At 72.6% G+C, this 15,871-nt stretch carries 16 protein-coding genes; 10 read left to right on the plus strand and 6 right to left on the minus strand.

Annotated elements, in window-relative coordinates; genetic code table 11:
- Window positions 1-68: 68 nt before the first annotated feature.
- Window positions 69-1,058: an NAD-dependent epimerase/dehydratase family protein gene (locus ACIRVH_RS14030; RefSeq protein ID WP_403952162.1), complete on the plus strand. Its 990-nt coding sequence runs from the start codon at window positions 69-71 to the stop codon at window positions 1,056-1,058.
- A gap of 61 nt (window positions 1,059-1,119) precedes the next feature.
- Here ACIRVH_RS14030 and ACIRVH_RS14035 read toward each other — a convergent pair whose 3' ends face one another.
- Complete coding sequence (locus ACIRVH_RS14035) at window positions 1,120-1,695, minus strand: hypothetical protein (protein WP_403952164.1); 576 nt, start codon at window positions 1,693-1,695, stop codon at window positions 1,120-1,122.
- 192 nt (window positions 1,696-1,887) lie between these two features.
- Entirely contained in the window at window positions 1,888-2,604 is a 717-nt protein-coding gene (locus ACIRVH_RS14040) for a GntR family transcriptional regulator (RefSeq protein ID WP_403952166.1), read from the minus strand.
- A gap of 55 nt (window positions 2,605-2,659) precedes the next feature.
- Here ACIRVH_RS14040 and ACIRVH_RS14045 point away from each other — a divergent pair, with 55 nt between their 5' ends.
- The 3 genes from ACIRVH_RS14045 (at window position 2,660) to ACIRVH_RS14055 (ending at window position 6,557) form a co-directional block, all read left to right on the plus strand.
- On the plus strand, window positions 2,660-3,475 hold the full coding sequence (locus tag ACIRVH_RS14045; protein ID WP_403952169.1) for a class I SAM-dependent methyltransferase: 816 nt from the start codon (window positions 2,660-2,662) through the stop codon (window positions 3,473-3,475).
- Between the two features lie 189 nt (window positions 3,476-3,664).
- Window positions 3,665-5,071 carry an FG-GAP repeat protein gene (locus ACIRVH_RS14050; protein WP_403952171.1) on the plus strand — a complete coding sequence of 469 codons (1,407 nt, stop codon included), beginning with the start codon at window positions 3,665-3,667 and terminating at the stop codon, window positions 5,069-5,071.
- 25 nt (window positions 5,072-5,096) lie between these two features.
- Window positions 5,097-6,557 carry an FG-GAP and VCBS repeat-containing protein gene (locus ACIRVH_RS14055; RefSeq protein WP_403952174.1) on the plus strand — a complete coding sequence of 487 codons (1,461 nt, stop codon included), beginning with the start codon at window positions 5,097-5,099 and terminating at the stop codon, window positions 6,555-6,557.
- 23 nt (window positions 6,558-6,580) lie between these two features.
- On the opposite strand, the gene ACIRVH_RS14060 is transcribed toward ACIRVH_RS14055, so the two are convergent.
- On the minus strand, window positions 6,581-7,693 hold the full coding sequence (locus ACIRVH_RS14060) for a sensor histidine kinase (RefSeq protein ID WP_403952177.1): 1,113 nt from the start codon (window positions 7,691-7,693) through the stop codon (window positions 6,581-6,583).
- 1 nt (window position 7,694) lies between these two features.
- On the minus strand, window positions 7,695-8,438 hold the full coding sequence (locus ACIRVH_RS14065) for a response regulator transcription factor (RefSeq protein ID WP_403952179.1): 744 nt from the start codon (window positions 8,436-8,438) through the stop codon (window positions 7,695-7,697).
- 104 nt (window positions 8,439-8,542) lie between these two features.
- Here ACIRVH_RS14065 and ACIRVH_RS14070 point away from each other — a divergent pair, with 104 nt between their 5' ends.
- The 3 genes from ACIRVH_RS14070 (at window position 8,543) to ACIRVH_RS14080 (ending at window position 10,923) form a co-directional block, all read left to right on the plus strand.
- Complete coding sequence (locus tag ACIRVH_RS14070) at window positions 8,543-9,244, plus strand: glycosyltransferase family 2 protein (RefSeq protein WP_403952182.1); 702 nt, start codon at window positions 8,543-8,545, stop codon at window positions 9,242-9,244.
- Between the two features lie 147 nt (window positions 9,245-9,391).
- Window positions 9,392-10,009 carry a DUF2064 domain-containing protein gene (locus ACIRVH_RS14075; RefSeq protein ID WP_403952183.1) on the plus strand — a complete coding sequence of 206 codons (618 nt, stop codon included), beginning with the start codon at window positions 9,392-9,394 and terminating at the stop codon, window positions 10,007-10,009.
- Window positions 10,006-10,923 carry a class I SAM-dependent methyltransferase gene (locus tag ACIRVH_RS14080; RefSeq protein WP_403952185.1) on the plus strand — a complete coding sequence of 306 codons (918 nt, stop codon included), beginning with the start codon at window positions 10,006-10,008 and terminating at the stop codon, window positions 10,921-10,923. Before ACIRVH_RS14075 ends, ACIRVH_RS14080 begins: the two co-directional genes overlap by 4 nt.
- Window positions 10,924-11,269: 346 nt before the next feature.
- Here the strand turns inward: ACIRVH_RS14080 and ACIRVH_RS14085 are convergent, their stop codons facing one another.
- A complete protein-coding gene (locus ACIRVH_RS14085; protein ID WP_403952187.1) occupies window positions 11,270-12,535 on the minus strand; it encodes a molybdopterin-dependent oxidoreductase in 1,266 nt (421 codons plus the stop codon).
- A gap of 113 nt (window positions 12,536-12,648) precedes the next feature.
- On the opposite strand from ACIRVH_RS14085, the gene ACIRVH_RS14090 reads away from it, so the two are divergent.
- From ACIRVH_RS14090 to ACIRVH_RS14100, 3 genes are all read left to right on the plus strand, one after another.
- On the plus strand, window positions 12,649-13,974 hold the full coding sequence (locus ACIRVH_RS14090; protein WP_403952190.1) for a hypothetical protein: 1,326 nt from the start codon (window positions 12,649-12,651) through the stop codon (window positions 13,972-13,974).
- A gap of 126 nt (window positions 13,975-14,100) precedes the next feature.
- Window positions 14,101-14,565: a hypothetical protein gene (locus tag ACIRVH_RS14095; RefSeq protein WP_403952193.1), complete on the plus strand. Its 465-nt coding sequence runs from the start codon at window positions 14,101-14,103 to the stop codon at window positions 14,563-14,565.
- Complete coding sequence (locus ACIRVH_RS14100) at window positions 14,562-14,915, plus strand: transcriptional regulator (RefSeq protein ID WP_403952196.1); 354 nt, start codon at window positions 14,562-14,564, stop codon at window positions 14,913-14,915. Before ACIRVH_RS14095 ends, ACIRVH_RS14100 begins: the two co-directional genes overlap by 4 nt.
- Here the strand turns inward: ACIRVH_RS14100 and ACIRVH_RS14105 are convergent, their stop codons facing one another.
- On the minus strand, window positions 14,916-15,863 hold the full coding sequence (locus ACIRVH_RS14105; RefSeq protein ID WP_403952197.1) for an MIP/aquaporin family protein: 948 nt from the start codon (window positions 15,861-15,863) through the stop codon (window positions 14,916-14,918). It lies immediately after the preceding gene.
- Window positions 15,864-15,871 lie beyond the last annotated feature (8 nt).

Genomic DNA, 15,871 nt, shown 5'->3' on the forward strand with positions numbered 1-15,871 from the left:
CTTACGGAGGGGTGACGTACCGCCCGTCGCACCCGGTCGCGGGCGGGTCGCGGACCTAGCGTGGCCGTATGCGTGTACTGGTCACCGGCGGTGCCGGGTTCATCGGGTCCCATGTCGTCGACGCGCTGCGGGCGCGCGGCCACGAGCCGGTCGGGTACGACGTCCGGGACGATCCCGGCGCCGACGTGCGCAACCCGTCCGCCGTCGCCGCGGCCCTGTCCGGCGTGGACGCGGTCTGCCACCAGGCGGCCATGGTGGGCCTCGGCAACGGCGTCGCGGACGCGGCCGAGTACGTCTCCCGCAACGACCTCGGCACCGCCGTGCTGCTCGCCGCGATGGCCGAGGCGGGCGTACGGCGACTGGTCCTGGCCGGGTCGATGGTGGTCTACGGGGAGGGCCGCTACGACTGCCCCGTGCACGGTGTCGTACGCCCCGGCCCCCGTGCCGCCGCCGACCTGGCCGCGGGCCGCTTCGACCCGCGCTGCCCCCGCTGCGGCACCGAACTGTCCCCCGGCCTGGTCACCGAGGACGCCCCGACCGACCCGCGCAACGTGTACGCGGCCACCAAGCTCGCCCAGGAACACCTGTCCGCCGCCTGGGCCCGCTGCACGGACGGCACGGCGGTCTCCCTCCGCTACCACAACGTCTACGGCCCCCGCATGCCCCGGAACACCCCGTACGCCGGGGTCGCCTCCTTCTTCCGCTCGGCCCTGGAACGCGGCGAGCCCCCGCGCGTGTTCGAGGACGGCCGCCAGCGCCGGGACTTCGTGCACGTCCGGGACGTGGCCACCGCCAACGTCACCACGCTGGAGGCCGACCCGCGCCCCGGAACACTCACGGCGTACAACACCGGCAGCGGCGACCCCCACACGGTCGGCGACCTCGCCCACGCCCTGTCCACCGCCTGCGGCGGCCCCGAACCAGTGATCACCGGCGAGTACCGGCTGGGCGACGTACGGCACATCACGGCGGACTCGTCCCGCCTGCGCGCGGAACTGGGCTGGAAGCCCGAGGTGACCTTCGAGGAGGGGATGCGGGAGTTCGCCGGGGGCCGGTGAGCCGTCACGGCACGGCCATCGCCCTTGAGCAGAACAAGGAGCCGGCACCAGCCAAGGCCGCCTACTGTCCTTCTGCCATCACGTGCTGTCCAGCCGTGATCAGCCGGGCCACCCTGAGGGGCGTGCAGAGGGCGGCGGACATCGGTACGGACCAGTACGAGACGCAAGCCCACGGATCGAAGTCCACCTCGGTCACGCGCGGCACTCCTAAGTAGGTGCCGCAGCCGAGGAGTTCCACGGTGGCTGACGCCCGCCACTCCTCTGCCGCTTGGCTCCAGGTGAGCGGCATACTCACCGGCACCAGCGCGTAGTACCGCAGGCCGCGAGGGTCACAGATGACCGGGCCACCGTCGAGAGCTTCGTCCAGGAACGCGTCTACTCCACCGAACTCGGCCGTCCCGGCGGCGGCGAAGACCAGATGGCCCGGGATCCGTACGGCGGAGAACTGGGATCCCATGGGCATCAGCGCCACTTTCTGCTCCTGCCACTCCAGACGGGCCTGCTCGGGGGCGGGGTGGGCTGACAGCAGCCAGTGTTCGACGGCCAGTCTCCGGTCGGCGCCGGAGTGCACGAGCATGCCGGCCTCGCGTTCCACCGGGTGCAGTGCCGCGGCTCCCGGTTCAACGGTGGGTTTCACGGTGTCGACGCTCCTTCACAGCGTTGGCCACGCCCCAGGGCTGCTCATTCAGTCGCCGGGGTTGCTCATGCCGACCGGCCGGGCATGCCGCGTGGGAACCACTTGGCACGACCGAGCAGTACCACCCAGAGACTGGACCGGTGGACCGGTCCAGTCAAGCTGCTCACAAAAGTTGGAGTGTCAGTTCGCTTACTACATCGGGTAATTGTCGATCTGTTCGAAGACGTGCGACGCTGTCACACCCTCTTCGCACACCAGTCGCCTGCGATCCTGGTCGAAGGCCGTGTGCAGCACGACCGCCACAGCCGTCGGCTGTTCCACTTGCAGAAGCTGCGCCTCCTCGTCCGTGGCCAGGCGAACCGTGGTGATGTCGACTCCCTCTGCCGGCGTTCGGCCGGTCTGGCGGCGCACATAATGCGTGGTGCCCTCGGGGATGGGCCCCTTCATCGCGAGCCGTGGTGCGGCGTCGGCGATCGGCAGCGGGAACCAGGCCGTCACGAGGCTGTGCGGTGCTCCGTCTTCGAGCAGCACCAGCCGTACGCGACGCAGCACCTCCTCGTCGGCTTCCAGTCCCAGGGCATCCGCCACGTGCCCAGGCGGCACGGTGCGGTCCGGGGTGCCGAGGCGCCGGTACGGGGCACCGCCCGACACGCGTGTGGAGCCCGCGCGGCGCCTGCCTGCCGGTCGGGCGATCGGGGTTTCCGAGACCGTGAAGCCGGAACCCTGGCGGGCCACCACCAGGCCGCCGTTGCGCAACACGTCATACGCCTTGACGACCGTGGCTCGCGAGACATCCCACTGCTCGGCGAGGTCGCGGCCCGAAGGCAGCAGGTCTCCCGGGCCGAACTCGCCGTTCGCGATCCGGGTGCGCAGATCTTCGGCGATCTGCTCGTACTTCAGCAACGGCATGGTGCGCACTTCCGATCACTGGACTGGTCCACCGGTGAGCCTCCACAATGCCCGCATGACGAGCCCTGAGGTAGCGCCGGAGATCGTGAGGTTCTACAGCGAGACCATCGACGAGGCGGACCGGTTGGCCGGCACGGCCGATGGGCGTCTGGAGATGGTACGCACGCAGGAGTTGCTGCGCCGATTCCTCCCGGAGCCACCTGCCAGGATCCTCGACGTGGGCGGCGGGCCCGGCGCCCACGCACGGTGGCTCGTCGCAGACGGTTACACCGTGCACCTCGTCGACCCGATCCCCCGCCACATCGAGCAGGCCGCGCGGACCGGGGCATCCGTGGAACTCGGCGAAGCCCGGCAGTTGAGTGCCGGGGACGCCTCCTACGACGTGGTCCTGGTGCTGGGCCCGCTGTACCACCTGCTCGACCGTGCGGACCGGGAACGGGCCCTTGCCGAGGCCTACCGCGTGCTCAAGCCGGGAGGGCTCTTGGCCGCAGCCGGAATCAACCGGTACGCCTCCCTGTTCGAACACACCGCCTTCGCGCACCTCCACAAGGGGCCGATGGAGAAGAGCATCAGCGGCATTCTGACCACGCAGACCCACGACGGGAAGAAGGCGTTCACCTCGGCGTACTTCCACAGCGGTGAGCAACTGCGGCATGAAGTGGCAGCAGCTGGATTCGCCGACGCCGAGGTGTATGGCGTCGAGGGCCCGGCCTGGTCGCTCCTGGCCGCGACCGAACGGCACACCGGCGAGTCACTCATCGGCTCACCCATGTTCGAGTCGGCGCTGACCGCGGCACGCATGGCCGAGCCCTACCCCGACCTGCTCGCGGCGAGTTCCCATCTGCTGGCGATCGGCCACCGACCCGGGTGACTCCCGTCGGCATCCACAACCTGTGGACGGGCGGTCCGGGTCACCACCCGGTCGACAGCAAGTGCATCAACTGCCCCGAAGACCCCAAGAATTAACCGAACTCACGTACAACCCTTGCCTGTTGCCGAGAGTCTCCTGATCGCGCGCCACCCTGGCGCCCGGGATCCACCCCGATCCGTGGGAGACACCTTGCGCAAGCGCACCTTCCTGCTGACCGCCGCGCTGCTCGCCTCCGGCCTGGCCCCGCTGGCGCTGGCCGCACCCGCGACCGCGGCCACGGCGAAGTACGCGGACGACTTCAACGGCGACGGCTACCGCGACCTCGCCCTCGGCGACCGCACCGCCACCGTGGCCGGCAAGAAGGACGCGGGGGCGGTCGTGGTCGTCTGGGGCACCGCCCACGGCCCCGACGCCGCCAAGCGCTCGGTGATCACGCAGAACACCCCCTACATCGCGGGCACCGCGGAGACGAACGACTTCTTCGGTGCGAAGGTCACCCCGGCGGACATGAACAAGGACGGCTACGGCGACCTCGTCGTCACCGCCCCCGGCGAGGACGACGGCGCCTATCACGGCACCTTCACCATCCTGTGGGGCTCCAAGTCCGGACTGACCGAAGGGACTTCGTTCAAGAGCCCTGGCTGCAAGGACTGCGGCTTCGCCAAGGACGTCGCGGCCGGCGACTTCACCGCCGACGGCAAGCAGGACGTCGTCGCGATCACCGACAACTACATCTATGTCCTGCGCGGCCCGTTCACGAGATCCGGCTCGCGCGGCACGGCCACCAACCTAGACCCGATCGACGGCGAGGACATCAGCCCGGACCTCGTAGTCTCCGGCAAGGTCACCAAGGACGGCACCGCCGACTTCGCCGTCCTCGGCTACGACGCGGACACCTGGACCAACCGGGCCTGGTTCTACCGCGGCCGGTCGGGCGGCCCCACGGTGCCCCCGCGGAAGATCGGCCTGATCGGCACCGGCGGCCTGACGTACACGAGCGCCGCGATCGCGGACTTCGACAAGGACGGGTACGGCGACCTCGCCGTGGGGCTCCCCAACGCGGGCAAGGGCGGCACCGTCCGGGTGTACAAGGGCACCTCCCAGGGCCCGAGCACCAGCGGCACCTCCTTCACGCAGAACACGGCCGGCGTCCCGGGCACGTCCGAGTCCGGCGACTCCTTCGGCTTCGACGTGTCGGCCGCCGACACCAACGGCGACGGCTACGCCGACCTCGCGGTGGGCGCGCCCGACGAGGTCATCGGCGACCGCCTCTTCAGAGCAGGCGCGGTCACCGTCCTGCGCGGCGGCAGGCACGGCCTCAGCGGCACGAACGCCCATCAGTACGACACCGGCACGCCCGGCGTCGAGGGCGACCCCGCCGACGAGAACGATGCCTGGCTCGGCGCCTCGGTCCTGCTGCGCGACTTCAACCGCGACGGCCGGGCCGAACTGGTCGCCTCCGCCTGGGAGATCGGCCGCCTCCACCTCTTGCCGGGCACGGCTTCCGGCCCCACCGGAACCGGCTCGATCCTGTTCACACCTCAGTCGCTGGGCCTGGGCAGCCGCCACTCGTTCGGCGCGGTCCTGCCCGACTGACCCCCTCTTCCTCGGAGACACAGACGTGAAGCACCCCCTGCGCGGCAACACCGCGTTCGCCGCCCTGCTCGTCGCGGGGCTGACCCCGGTGACCCTGGCCGCCCCCGCCTCGGCCGCCCCTTCCGGGCTCCAGGGCGACTTCAACGGGGACGGCTACCGGGACGTGGCCGTCGCCGCCTCGTCCGCCGCGGTCGGCGGCAAGGCCGACGCCGGCCAGGTCGCCGTCGTCTACGGCACAGCGAATGGACTGAACCCGGCCAAGCGCCAGCTGATCAGCCAGAACACCGCCGGCATTCCCGGCGACGCGGAGAAGGGCGACCAGTTCGGCGACCGGATCGCCACCGCCGACCTCAACCGCGACGGCTACAGCGACCTCGTCGTCGGAGCACAGCACGAGAATGCCGGCAGCGCCCAGGAAGCGGGCACGGTCGTCATCGTCTGGGGCTCCAGGAGCGGCCTGTCCGGCGGTACGACGGTGAAGAACCCGCAGACCCTGTACGGCAGTTACTTCGGTACGAGCATCGCAGCGGCCGACTTCACCGGCGACGGCAAGCCCGACCTGGCGATCTCCGCGCAGAGCGACACGGAGAACCCCGGCAGCTGGCGGGTCCGGCTGATCCGGGGCCCGTTCACCAAGTCCGGCTCGACGGGCCGGGTCTCCTCCTACTCCCCCGGCATCGACAGGCCGGCCCTCACCGCCGGCCGGGTGAGCGGCGACACCAAGGCCGACCTGGTGATCACCGGGCAGAAGCCGGGCGGCGACCATCTCGCCACGGCGGTCTACTACAAGGGCACCACCGACGGCATCAGCAAGGCGGCGAGCCTGCGCACCGCCGAGACGGCCGCGATCGGCGACCTGAACAAGGACGGCTTCGGCGACATCGTCCTCGGCAACCCCGAGGACCCGGCCGACGAGCCCTCGGCCTCCACCGGCGGCAAGATCCACGTCATCTACGGCACCTCGTCCGGCCCGAGCGCCACCCGCCGGGTCTCGATCACCCAGAACACCTCGGGCGTCCCGGACTCCTCCGAGGAGATCGACCGCTTCGGCCAGGCGCTGGCGATCGGCGACTTCGACAAGGACGGCTACGGGGACCTGGCGGTCGGCGCGCCGGGCGAGACCTTCGGGGACGACTCCGACTACCGCTCCTCCGCCGGAGCGATCACCCTGCTCCGCGGCTCGGCCTCCGGCCTCAGCACGTCCCGCCCGGTGTTCCTCACGCAGGACAGCCCCGGCGTGCCGGGCACCCTGGAGGCGGGCGACAACTTCGGCGACACCCTCCTCGCCTCCGACGTGAACCACGACGGCCACGCCGACCTCACGGCCGTCGCCGCTCAGGAGAACGACCCCGAGGGCGCAGTCTGGTTCCTGCCGGGTGCCTCGCCCACGCTCTACTCGACGACGGCGACGACGACCTTCGGCCCGACGAAGGTGGGCCTCCCGGCCGGCAAGTACACCGGCTTCGGGGCCGACCTGGCGGGCTAGCCGGTTCCTTGAGGTGACCCTGCCTACGCCTTCGCCGCCGGCAGGGTCACCTCGAAGCGGCAGCCGCCCGGGATGTTGCGGACGGTCGTGCTGCCCTGGTGCGCCTCGACGATGCCCCGGACGATCGCCAGGCCGAGCCCCGCTCCCGCCGGCGGCGTGCGCGCGTCCGTGCCGCGCCAGCCGGTGTCGAAGACGCGGGGCAGATCGTCCTCGGGGATGCCGCCGCAGCCGTCCGTCACCGACAGCACCACGCCGTCGGGGGCGCGCTCGGCGGCGACGGCGACCGTGCCGTCGGCGGGGGTGCGGCGGATGGCGTTCACCAGCAGGTTGGCGAGGACCCGGCTCATCTCCTTGCCGTCGACCTCCACCGGCAGCGGCTCCACCCGGTCGCCCACGAGCCGTACGCCGTGCTCGCGGGCGAGCGGTCCGACCCCCGCGAGGGCGTCGCCGACCAGGTCGTACAGCGAGATCCGGGCCGGGCTCAGGGGCAGCGTGCCGGCGTGGATGCGGGAAAGTTCGAAGAGGTCGCCGACCATGTCGTTGAGGCGTTCCACCTCGGTGCGGATCTGCTTGAGGTAGCGGTCGGGGTCGGCGGCCACCCCGTCCTCCAGGGCCTCCGACATGGCACGCAGCCCGGCGAGCGGGGTGCGCAGATCGTGCGAGATCCACGCGACGAGCTCGCGCCGGGAGGTCTCCAGGGCCCGCTCGCGCTCCCGGGACGCGGCGAGCCGGGCACTGGTGGCGGCCAACTCGCGGCTGAGCGCGTCCAGTTCGGCGGTGGCGGGGACCTCGGGCGCGGCGAAGGCACCGCCGTCCCCGAAGTGCCGTGCGGCGTCGGCGAGTTCACGGCTGCGGGCGACGACCCAGCGGCCCAGCAGCAGCGCGGTGACCAGGGAGACCACGGCCGCCATGGCCACGACCGTGGTGACGACCCGCAGGTCGTGCGAGGACAGGAACATCGCCTGGGCCACGGCCATCGTCCCGGCGAGCATGGCGACCACGCCGACGGCCGCCACCACGGCGAGCGAGGCGGTGAGGGAACGCCGGCGGATCAGCCGCAGCACGGCCGCTCCGACGAGGCCGGTGGCGGCGGCGCCGAGGAAGGCGTAGAGGGCGATGAGCAGGGTGTCGCGCATGTCAGTCCCCCTCCGGTCCGGTTCCGGCGGGGTCGAAGCGGTACCCCACGCCCCACACCGTCTGGATGAGGCGAGGCCGGGCGGGGTCGTCCTCGACCTTGCCGCGCAGGCGGCGGACATGGACCGTGACGGTCGACAGGTCGCCGAAGTCCCAGCCCCACACCTCCCGCATCAGCTCCTCCCGGCCGAACGCCCGCCCCGGATGCCGCAGGAGGAAGGCGAGCAGGTCGAACTCCCGGAGGGTGAGGGCCAGATCGGTGCCGTTCTTGGTGGCGCGGCGGGCGGCCGGGTCCACGGTGAGACCGGCGGCGCCCAGCGGGCCGCGCGGCACGGCGGGCCGGGCGCGGCGCAGCACCGACTCCACCCGCAGCACCAGCTCGCGCGGGCTGAACGGCTTGGTCACGTAGTCGTCGGCGCCGACCTCCAGGCCGAGGATGCGGTCGTCCTCGTCGCCGCGCGCGGTGAGCATCACGACCGGCACCGGACCGTGCTCGCGCAGCCGCCGGCACACCTCCAGGCCGTCCATCCCGGGCAGCATCAGATCCAGCACCACCAGGTCCGGCCGCTGCGCCGCGGCCCGGGCGAGGGCGGCCGGGCCGTCGGCGGCACGGTCCACGGCATATCCGGCCCGGTCCAGGTATCCCGCGACGACCTCGGCGACGGTCGGATCGTCGTCCACGACGAGGATCCGGCCCAGGGGACCGGGTCGTGGCCCGGCGTCCGGTGATGCGTACGGCTGCTGCATGTCTCCACCCTGGCACCGAGCCGCCCGGGAAGCTCGGCCGCGGCTCCGACGTCCGCGTTTCGTAAGGAGGCGATGCCCCCTTTGCCCCGGTTCGGCTTCGTAGGGTGAACGCCGTGACGAGCACCTCCCCTCCCCCTTGCGACGTGGACGTCGTGCTGCCCTGCCTGAACGAGGCCGAGGCGCTGCCCTGGGTCCTCGCGCGCATCCCGGCCGGCTGGCGCGCCCTCGTCGTCGACAACGGCTCCACCGACGGCTCCGCCGACCTGGCCCGTGGCCTCGGCGCGACCGTCGTGCGCGAGGAGCGGCGCGGCTTCGGCGCCGCCTGCCACGCCGGGCTGCTGGCCGCCACCGCCGACGTGGTGTGCTTCTGCGACTGCGACGCCTCCCTCGACCCCGCGCAACTGGTCCCGTTCGTGCGCGAGGTCCGGGCCGGCGAGGCCGACCTGGTGCTCGGCCGGCGCCGCCCGCAGTCCCGGGGCGCCTGGCCGCCCCATGCCCGCGCGGGCAACCTCGCGGTGGCTCACCTCCTGCGCCGCCGCACGGGACTGCGTCTGCACGACCTCGGGCCCCTGCGCGCGGCCCGCCGCGAGCGGCTGCTCGCCCTGGCCCTGACCGACCGCCGCAGCGGCTATCCCCTGCAGATGGTGGTCCGCGCGGCCGACGCGGGCTGGCACATCACCGAGCACGACGTCCCGTACCTCCCGCGCACCGGTGCCTCGAAGGTCACGGGGACCTGGCGGGGGACATGGCAGGCGGTACGGGACATGAGCAAGGTCCTGAACGAGCCACCCGTTGTCCGTGCCTAGCCGCTGCCGCTCGTTGTCCGTGCCTGGCTGCGGGCCGGTGGGGGCTGGTCGCGCAGTTCCCCGCGCCCCTTTGGGGCGCTCGTAGCTGCGGGCAAGCGAAGCCCCCCGCCCAGCCCCCACTCCGGTCACCAGTCAAGGAAGGCCCACATGACCACCCTCCTCGTCATCGCCAAGGAGCCACTGCCCGGGCGGGTCAAGACGCGGCTCACGCCGCCCTTCTCCCCCGAGCAGGCCGCCGCCCTCGCCGAAGCCTCGCTCTCCGACACCCTGCGGGCCGTGGCCGAAACCCCGGCCACCCGCAGAGTCCTCGTGCTCGACGGCCGACCAGGCCCCTGGCTGCCCCCCGGCTTCGACGTCGTCCCCCAGTGCACCGGCGGACTCGACGCCCGCCTCGCCGACGCCTTCGCCCGCTGCGCCGGCCCCGCCCTGCTGATCGGCATGGACACCCCGCAGGTCACCCCGGAGCTGCTCACCGTGGACTTCGCGGGCTGCGACGCGTACTTCGGCCCGGCCGAGGACGGCGGGTTCTGGGCGCTGGGCCTGGCCCGCCCGGAGCCCGCGCTGCTGCGGGGCGTCCCCATGTCCACGCCGGAGACCGGGGCCGTGCAGCGGGAGCGGCTGGTCGCCACCGGACTGCGGGTACGGGACCTGCCCCGGCTGCGGGACGTCGACACCGCCGCCGACGCCCGCGCGGTCGCCGCCCTCGCCCCGCACGGAGCCTTCGCCGCCCGGCTGGCGGACTGCACGGCGGCCGGTGCCCGATGACCCCCGCATCCGGCCCGACGACAGCTCCACGCAGCCGAGCAGCCACAGCCACAGCCACAGCCGCCGACGGTGAATACGCCCCACCGGGGCCACCCGCACCCGGCGACGAAAGCGTCACGGGTGGTGCGGGTGGGAACACGATCGCCGACGGCGCAGCCGAGGCGGTTTCGGCCGACGCCCCGCAGGGCCCCGCCTGGGCCGTCTCCGACCCGTACGCCACAGCCCTGCGCACCGGCCGAGGCCCGCTGTACCTGCGCCGCACCGACGGCTGGCTCCTGCCGCTGGAGGTGGAGCGCTGGTGCGCCGGCGCGGACCCGGTGGACGCGGCGGTGCTGGACCGCTGCGAGGGCGCCGTCCTGGACGTCGGCTGCGGCCCGGGCCGGCTGGTGGCGGAGTTGGCCGCCCGGGGCCGTACCGTCCTCGGCGTCGACGTCAGCGAGGCGGCCGTCACCCGCACCATCACGGTCGGCGGCCAGGCCCTGCGCCGCTCGGTGTTCGACCCGCTGCCCGGTGAGGGCCGCTGGGGCACGGTCCTGCTCATGGACGGCAACATCGGCATCGGCGGCGACCCGCGCGCCCTGCTGCACCGGATGGGTCAACTCCTGGCCCCCGGCGGCCTGTTGATCGCCGAGACGGCCCGGCTGGACCTGGACGAGCGCACCCGGGTGCAGGTGGTCGACGTCGCCCACGGGCGGGCCCTCATGGGCGACCCGTTCCCGTGGGCGCGGATCGGCACCCCGGCGCTGCTCCGACTCGCTGACCGGGCCGTCGAGTGGCGCGCGGAGGCTCAGTGGACGGCCGGCGACCGCCGCTTCGTCGCCCTGCGCACCCGCACCGCGAGCAGCAGCGCCGAGCCGCCGAAGAGCAGGGCGGTGATCAGCAGCCAGCGGCCGAGGAAGACGTCCGCGGACTGACCGGTGGCCAGGCGGTAACGCCGGTCCACCAGGTTGAAGATCAGCGGGAACCACACGAGCACCAGCAGCCCCGACAACGCGGCCGGTACCCGCACGTACATCACCCACGCGCGCCGTCCGACCGCGTCGAGCCCGTGCACGACCGCCCGGTCCGCCATCGAGTACAGCGGCAGCAGAACGAGGTCGTGGAGCAGGGCCGCCCCCACGACCCACAGCGCCACTCCGAACCAGTCACCGGCGAGCAGCCGTACCCCGGCGTACGCGGCGAGCGCGAACGAACAGCAGAGCAGCAGGATCTGCAGCGGACTGCCCACAGGCAGGCGGTGCAGCACGGACAGGCGGCGCATCACAGGTCTCCGAACGTCAGCCGGGCCACCCACTTGGTGTTGAGCACCCCTGGTGCGGCGGGCACGATGACGCGCGCCGGGTGGCCGTGGTCGGGGGACAGTTCCTCGCCGTTGACGTACAGGGCGAGCAGGGAACGCGGGTCGGCCACCTGGTTGGCGCGCAGGGCCGCGCGGCGGAAGGCGCCGTGCCGCTGCAGGGACTCCACGAACACGTCCGGCGGGTCGCCCTCGTACCCGACGAGCGCCGCGAGGTCCCGCAGCCGCACCCCGCGCCACCACTGGTCGGCGGTGGACCAGCCCTCCACACAGGCGATCGGCAACGACGAGCTGTGCAGGGGCAGTTGGAGCAGCTGGGTGCGGCTGAGGCGCACGGTCCCGGTGCGGCCGGTGACGACGAGCCGCCACGCCTCCTCGCTGGTCTCCGCCGCGTCGATGCCTGCGTACGCGGCCGTCTTGTTGATCTGGAAGCCGTTCGGGCCGCCGGCCGGGTCGGCCCCGCCGTGCGGCGCGAGCAGGGCCGTACGCCGGAAGGGGCCGCCGAGGCTCTGCCCGACCGTGGTCAGGAACAGCAGCAGCGAGCCGCCGCCGACCAGCCACAGCGCCCCGCGCCGGGACACGGTGGGCGGGTCGGGGTCCGGCGCGGCCAGGTCGTCCGCGTCCCTCTGGTCCCTCTCGTCCCTCTCGTCCTCCTCGCGCAGCCGCCGCCGCACGGTCCGCACCGCGGTCGGCGTCTTCAGCACCGCGTGCGCCACGAACGCGGCGAAGAACACCCACGCCCCGTAGAAGTGCAGCGGATAGAAGGAGCCGGGGAAGACGTAGTTCAGCTGGACGTTGAACACGCCGGTCGTGAACTCGAACAGCCCGCCGCCGACCAGCAGCAGCAGCGAGATCCGCTCCAGCGCGTGCGCCACGGAGCGGGCCGGCGGCAGCGTGAACAGCTTCGGCACCACCGACCACAGCTTGGCCAGCAGGACCGGGATCAGGGTGATGCCGAGGGTGACATGGAGGCCCTGGGTGAACCGGTACAGCCACACCGGGCCGGTAGGCCACGCGAAGAGGTAGAAGCCGAGGATCCCCTTGTCCGGGGTCGTGTCGTTCACCGGGTGCAGGTCCGGGTTGTAGGCCGCGTAGGACAGCAGGCCGGTCACGAACAGCACGGTGATGCCGACGAGCAGCACGAGACCGAGAACCGAGGTGAACCAGCGGCCGCGCAGGGGGCTGCGCCAGAAACCGGGGGAGGTGGGAAGCCTGGGAAGGTCGCGCATGCCCCGACCGTAAGCCGCGAAAAGCCCGGGAAAGGGTGCGCGACCCATGACGAAACGCTGACGTCCGGCCTGTACGACGACTCGTGCAGGGCCGTGCGGCCTAACGTGCCGACGTGACCCGCTCCCTCCGCCGTGATCTGTACGCCGCCGGGGCCGCCGCCCTGCTCGTGACGGTGGCCGTCCTGGTCGGCCGCCACCTCCAGGACACCTACCGCGTTCTGTTCGTGCACTGGCCGCCCGTACTGGCCGAATGGGACCCGCACGTGGGTCCCGGCACCCCGGCCGCCGTCCTCCTCGCGGCGGCCGGCGTGGCGTACGGCCCGTCCCTGGCCGCCCGTCTGCCGTGGCGTGCCCTGCTGGTGACGGCCTGGGGGTCGGCCCTGGCCTGGATCCTCTCCCTCGCCCTCGTCGACGGCTGGCACCGCGGCATCACGGTCCGCCTCACCACCCGCGAGGAGTACCTCCGGGTCATCGGCCGCTTCCACGACATCCCGGCCACCCTGCGGGACTTCACCCACCACATCGTCAGCGGCACCCCCGCCCCCTGGCCGGCCCATGTCGCCGGTCACCCGCCGGGTGCGACGCTCACCTTCGTCCTGCTCGACCGGATAGGGCTGCGGGGCGGCGGCTGGGCCGGGATGTGGTGCGTGACCCTCGGCTCGACGGCCTGTGTGGCGGTCCTGGTCGCCGTCCGCGCCCTGGCGGACGAGACCCTGGCCCGGCGGGCGGCCCCCTTCCTGGTGCTGGCCCCGGCGGCGGTCTGGCTGGGCACCTCCGCCGACGCGTACTTCGCTGCCGTCGCCGCCTGGTCCGTGGCCCTGCTCGCCCTCGCGGTCACGCGCCGCTCCCTGCCCTGGGCGGCGGCCTCCGGCCTGCTGCTCGGCCTGACCTGCTACCTGTCGTACGGCCTCACGCTCTTCGCCCTCGTCGCAGCGGCGGTCCTGCTGCTGGGCCGGGAGGGGGTGCGCGAGCGACCGGCGCTCCTCCTGGCCCTCCTCGCCGGACTCGTCGTCGTACCACTGGCGTTCACGCTCGTGGGCTTCAACTGGTGGACGGCGTACCACCTGTTGGTGACCCGCTACTACCAGGGCGTCGGCGGCAAGCGCCCCTTCGGCTACTGGGTGTGGGCCAACCTGGCCTGCACGGTCCTGATCACGGGCCTGGCGACGGCGGCGGGCCTGCGCCGCACGGCCGCGGCCCTCACCCACCGCACCGACCCCGCCGCCGTCCGCCTGGCGGTCCTCGTCTCCACCGCCTTCCTCGCGCTCCTCGTCGCCGACCTGTCCGGGATGAGCAAGGCCGAGACCGAGCGCATCTGGCTGCCGTTCGCGATGTGGCTGCTGCCGGCGTGCGCCTACCTGCCCCGCCCCCGGGTCTGGCTCACCGCACAGACGGTGCTCGCGCTGCTCCTCAACCACCTGCTGCTGACCGGCTGGTGAGGCTGCCCGCGGGACAGCCGATGACCCAGCTGGAAAGTACTTGCATTTATGGAAAGTACTGTCCATCCTGAAGGTGATCAGTGGGCGGGTCCGACCAGCCGCCCCACCAGCACCGGAGGTACACACATGGCCAGCACGGGGGACCCCATCGACGCACGGCAGGCGCAGGACGCGCTGACCGCCGCACGAGCCGCCCAGGCCGCCGCACGCACGGCCAGTGACCGGCGGACCAGGCCCCGGGGTTACGCCGTCGGCCAGGCCCTGACGTTCGCGGCCGGGTTCACCGCGCTGGGCCTCGCCGACGGCCGGCCGGGGTGGGCGGCATGGCTGCTGACCGGCGGGCTGCTGAGCCTGGCCGCCTTCTTCGTCCTGGTCTGGCTCGGCGCGCACCACGGCGGAGTCGCACCCTGGTTCGACCGGCGCCGCGAGCCCGGACGGTACGCCTGGCGGACCTGGCTGCTCCCCCTCGCCCCGATCGCCGTGAGCCTGCTGGCCGCGATCCCGTACGGCACGACGGGCTGGCTGGTGGCCTTCGGTCTCGCGGGCGGCCTGGAGCACCTGCTGCGGACCACGGGGGTGGGCGCGGCATGACCGAGGCGCCTCAGCCCCCCGCCCTGGACCGGGAGCTCCACCACCCCACCCGGCTGGCCCTCGCCGCCTACCTCTCCGCGTGCGGGGAGGCGGAGTTCGCCGTCCTGCGGGACTACTGCCAGGTGTCCGACTCGACGCTGAGCAAGACGCTCTCCGCCCTGGAGAAGACGGGCTACGTCAGCATCCGCAAGGGCTACCTGGGCAAGCGCCCGCGCACCTGGGCCGCCCTCACGCTCACCGGCCGGCGCGCGCTGACGGGCCACCTGACGGCGCTGGAGGAGATCGCGTCGGCGGCCCGCAGGGCGGCAGCGGGGTCCGAGGGGGACCGGTCCGAGCCCGGAGAGGACTAACTACTCCTCGTCGACCTCCTCCGTCCCCCGGGTCCGGCCCGGCTCGGGCAGCTCGCCCAGTTCGGAGCGCACGAGCAGGACGTCGCCGATGAACAGGTCGTAGATCAGGATCCCGATGATCCCGCCGACGAACGGCCCGACGATCGGGATCCACCAGTAGCCGCTGTACACGCCGGACACGCTGCCCGGGAAGGCATAACTCTGCCACCCTGCCGCATAGGTGAGCAGCCGCGGCCCGAAGTCACGGGCCGGGTTGATGGCGTACCCCGCGTTGGCGCCGTAGGACATGCCGATCGCGGCGACCACGAAGCCCACCAGCAGCGGGCCGAGGTTGGCCTTCACGGCCTGGTTGCGCAGGTCGATGAGGGCGGCGATCAGCATGAGCAGGAAGGCGGTACCGACGATCTGGTCGATCAACGGCCCCCAGATGCCGCCATGGAAGTACGCGGCCGGGAAGGTCGCGAAGATGGAGAACGTGGCATTGGTACGCCCGTTCACCTTCGGCCCCGTCGCGGCGTGGTCATAGGCGCTGATCGCGTCGTGGTAAACGAGATAGACCAGCGCCGCGCCCGCGAACGCGCCGACCACCTGCGACAACATGAACGGCAGGACCTTGGTCCAGGCGAACCCGCGGCGGATGGCCATCGCCAGCGTCACCGCCGGATTCAGGTGGGCACCGCTGACACCACCGGCGACGTAGACACCGAAGCAGACGGCGAACGCCCAGCCGAACGCGATCAGCAGCCAGTCACCGGCCGCGAGGAAGATCGTCGTGGGCGTCGCCGCACGGCCCGAACCGGGCAGTCCGGCCACCGCCATCGCGACCACGCCGCAGCCGAAGGAGATGAGGACGAAGGTCCCGAGGAACTCCGCCATGCACTCGCCCAGCAGGCCACCCCGGCGCCTGAACTTGGAGGGCTTGATGAGCGGGGGGATTTCGACAGCCATTGAGGCCC

This window comes from Streptomyces sp. NPDC101165 (genome assembly GCF_044768135.1).
Taxonomy (GTDB): Bacteria; Actinomycetota; Actinomycetes; order Streptomycetales; family Streptomycetaceae; genus Streptomyces.

Coding starts and splice junctions, on each gene's coding strand:
- ACIRVH_RS14030 (WP_403952162.1), top strand. CDS start 69: ATGCGTGTACTGGTCACCGGCGGTGCCGGGTTCATCGGGTCCCATGTC.
- ACIRVH_RS14105 (WP_403952197.1), bottom strand. CDS start 15,863: ATGGCTGTCGAAATCCCCCCGCTCATCAAGCCCTCCAAGTTCAGGCGC.
- ACIRVH_RS14095 (WP_403952193.1), top strand. CDS start 14,101: ATGGCCAGCACGGGGGACCCCATCGACGCACGGCAGGCGCAGGACGCG.
- ACIRVH_RS14080 (WP_403952185.1), top strand. CDS start 10,006: ATGACCCCCGCATCCGGCCCGACGACAGCTCCACGCAGCCGAGCAGCC.
- ACIRVH_RS14060 (WP_403952177.1), bottom strand. CDS start 7,693: ATGCGCGACACCCTGCTCATCGCCCTCTACGCCTTCCTCGGCGCCGCC.
- ACIRVH_RS14085 (WP_403952187.1), bottom strand. CDS start 12,535: ATGCGCGACCTTCCCAGGCTTCCCACCTCCCCCGGTTTCTGGCGCAGC.
- ACIRVH_RS14040 (WP_403952166.1), bottom strand. CDS start 2,604: ATGCCGTTGCTGAAGTACGAGCAGATCGCCGAAGATCTGCGCACCCGG.
- ACIRVH_RS14065 (WP_403952179.1), bottom strand. CDS start 8,438: ATGCAGCAGCCGTACGCATCACCGGACGCCGGGCCACGACCCGGTCCC.
- ACIRVH_RS14075 (WP_403952183.1), top strand. CDS start 9,392: ATGACCACCCTCCTCGTCATCGCCAAGGAGCCACTGCCCGGGCGGGTC.
- ACIRVH_RS14045 (WP_403952169.1), top strand. CDS start 2,660: ATGACGAGCCCTGAGGTAGCGCCGGAGATCGTGAGGTTCTACAGCGAG.
- ACIRVH_RS14100 (WP_403952196.1), top strand. CDS start 14,562: ATGACCGAGGCGCCTCAGCCCCCCGCCCTGGACCGGGAGCTCCACCAC.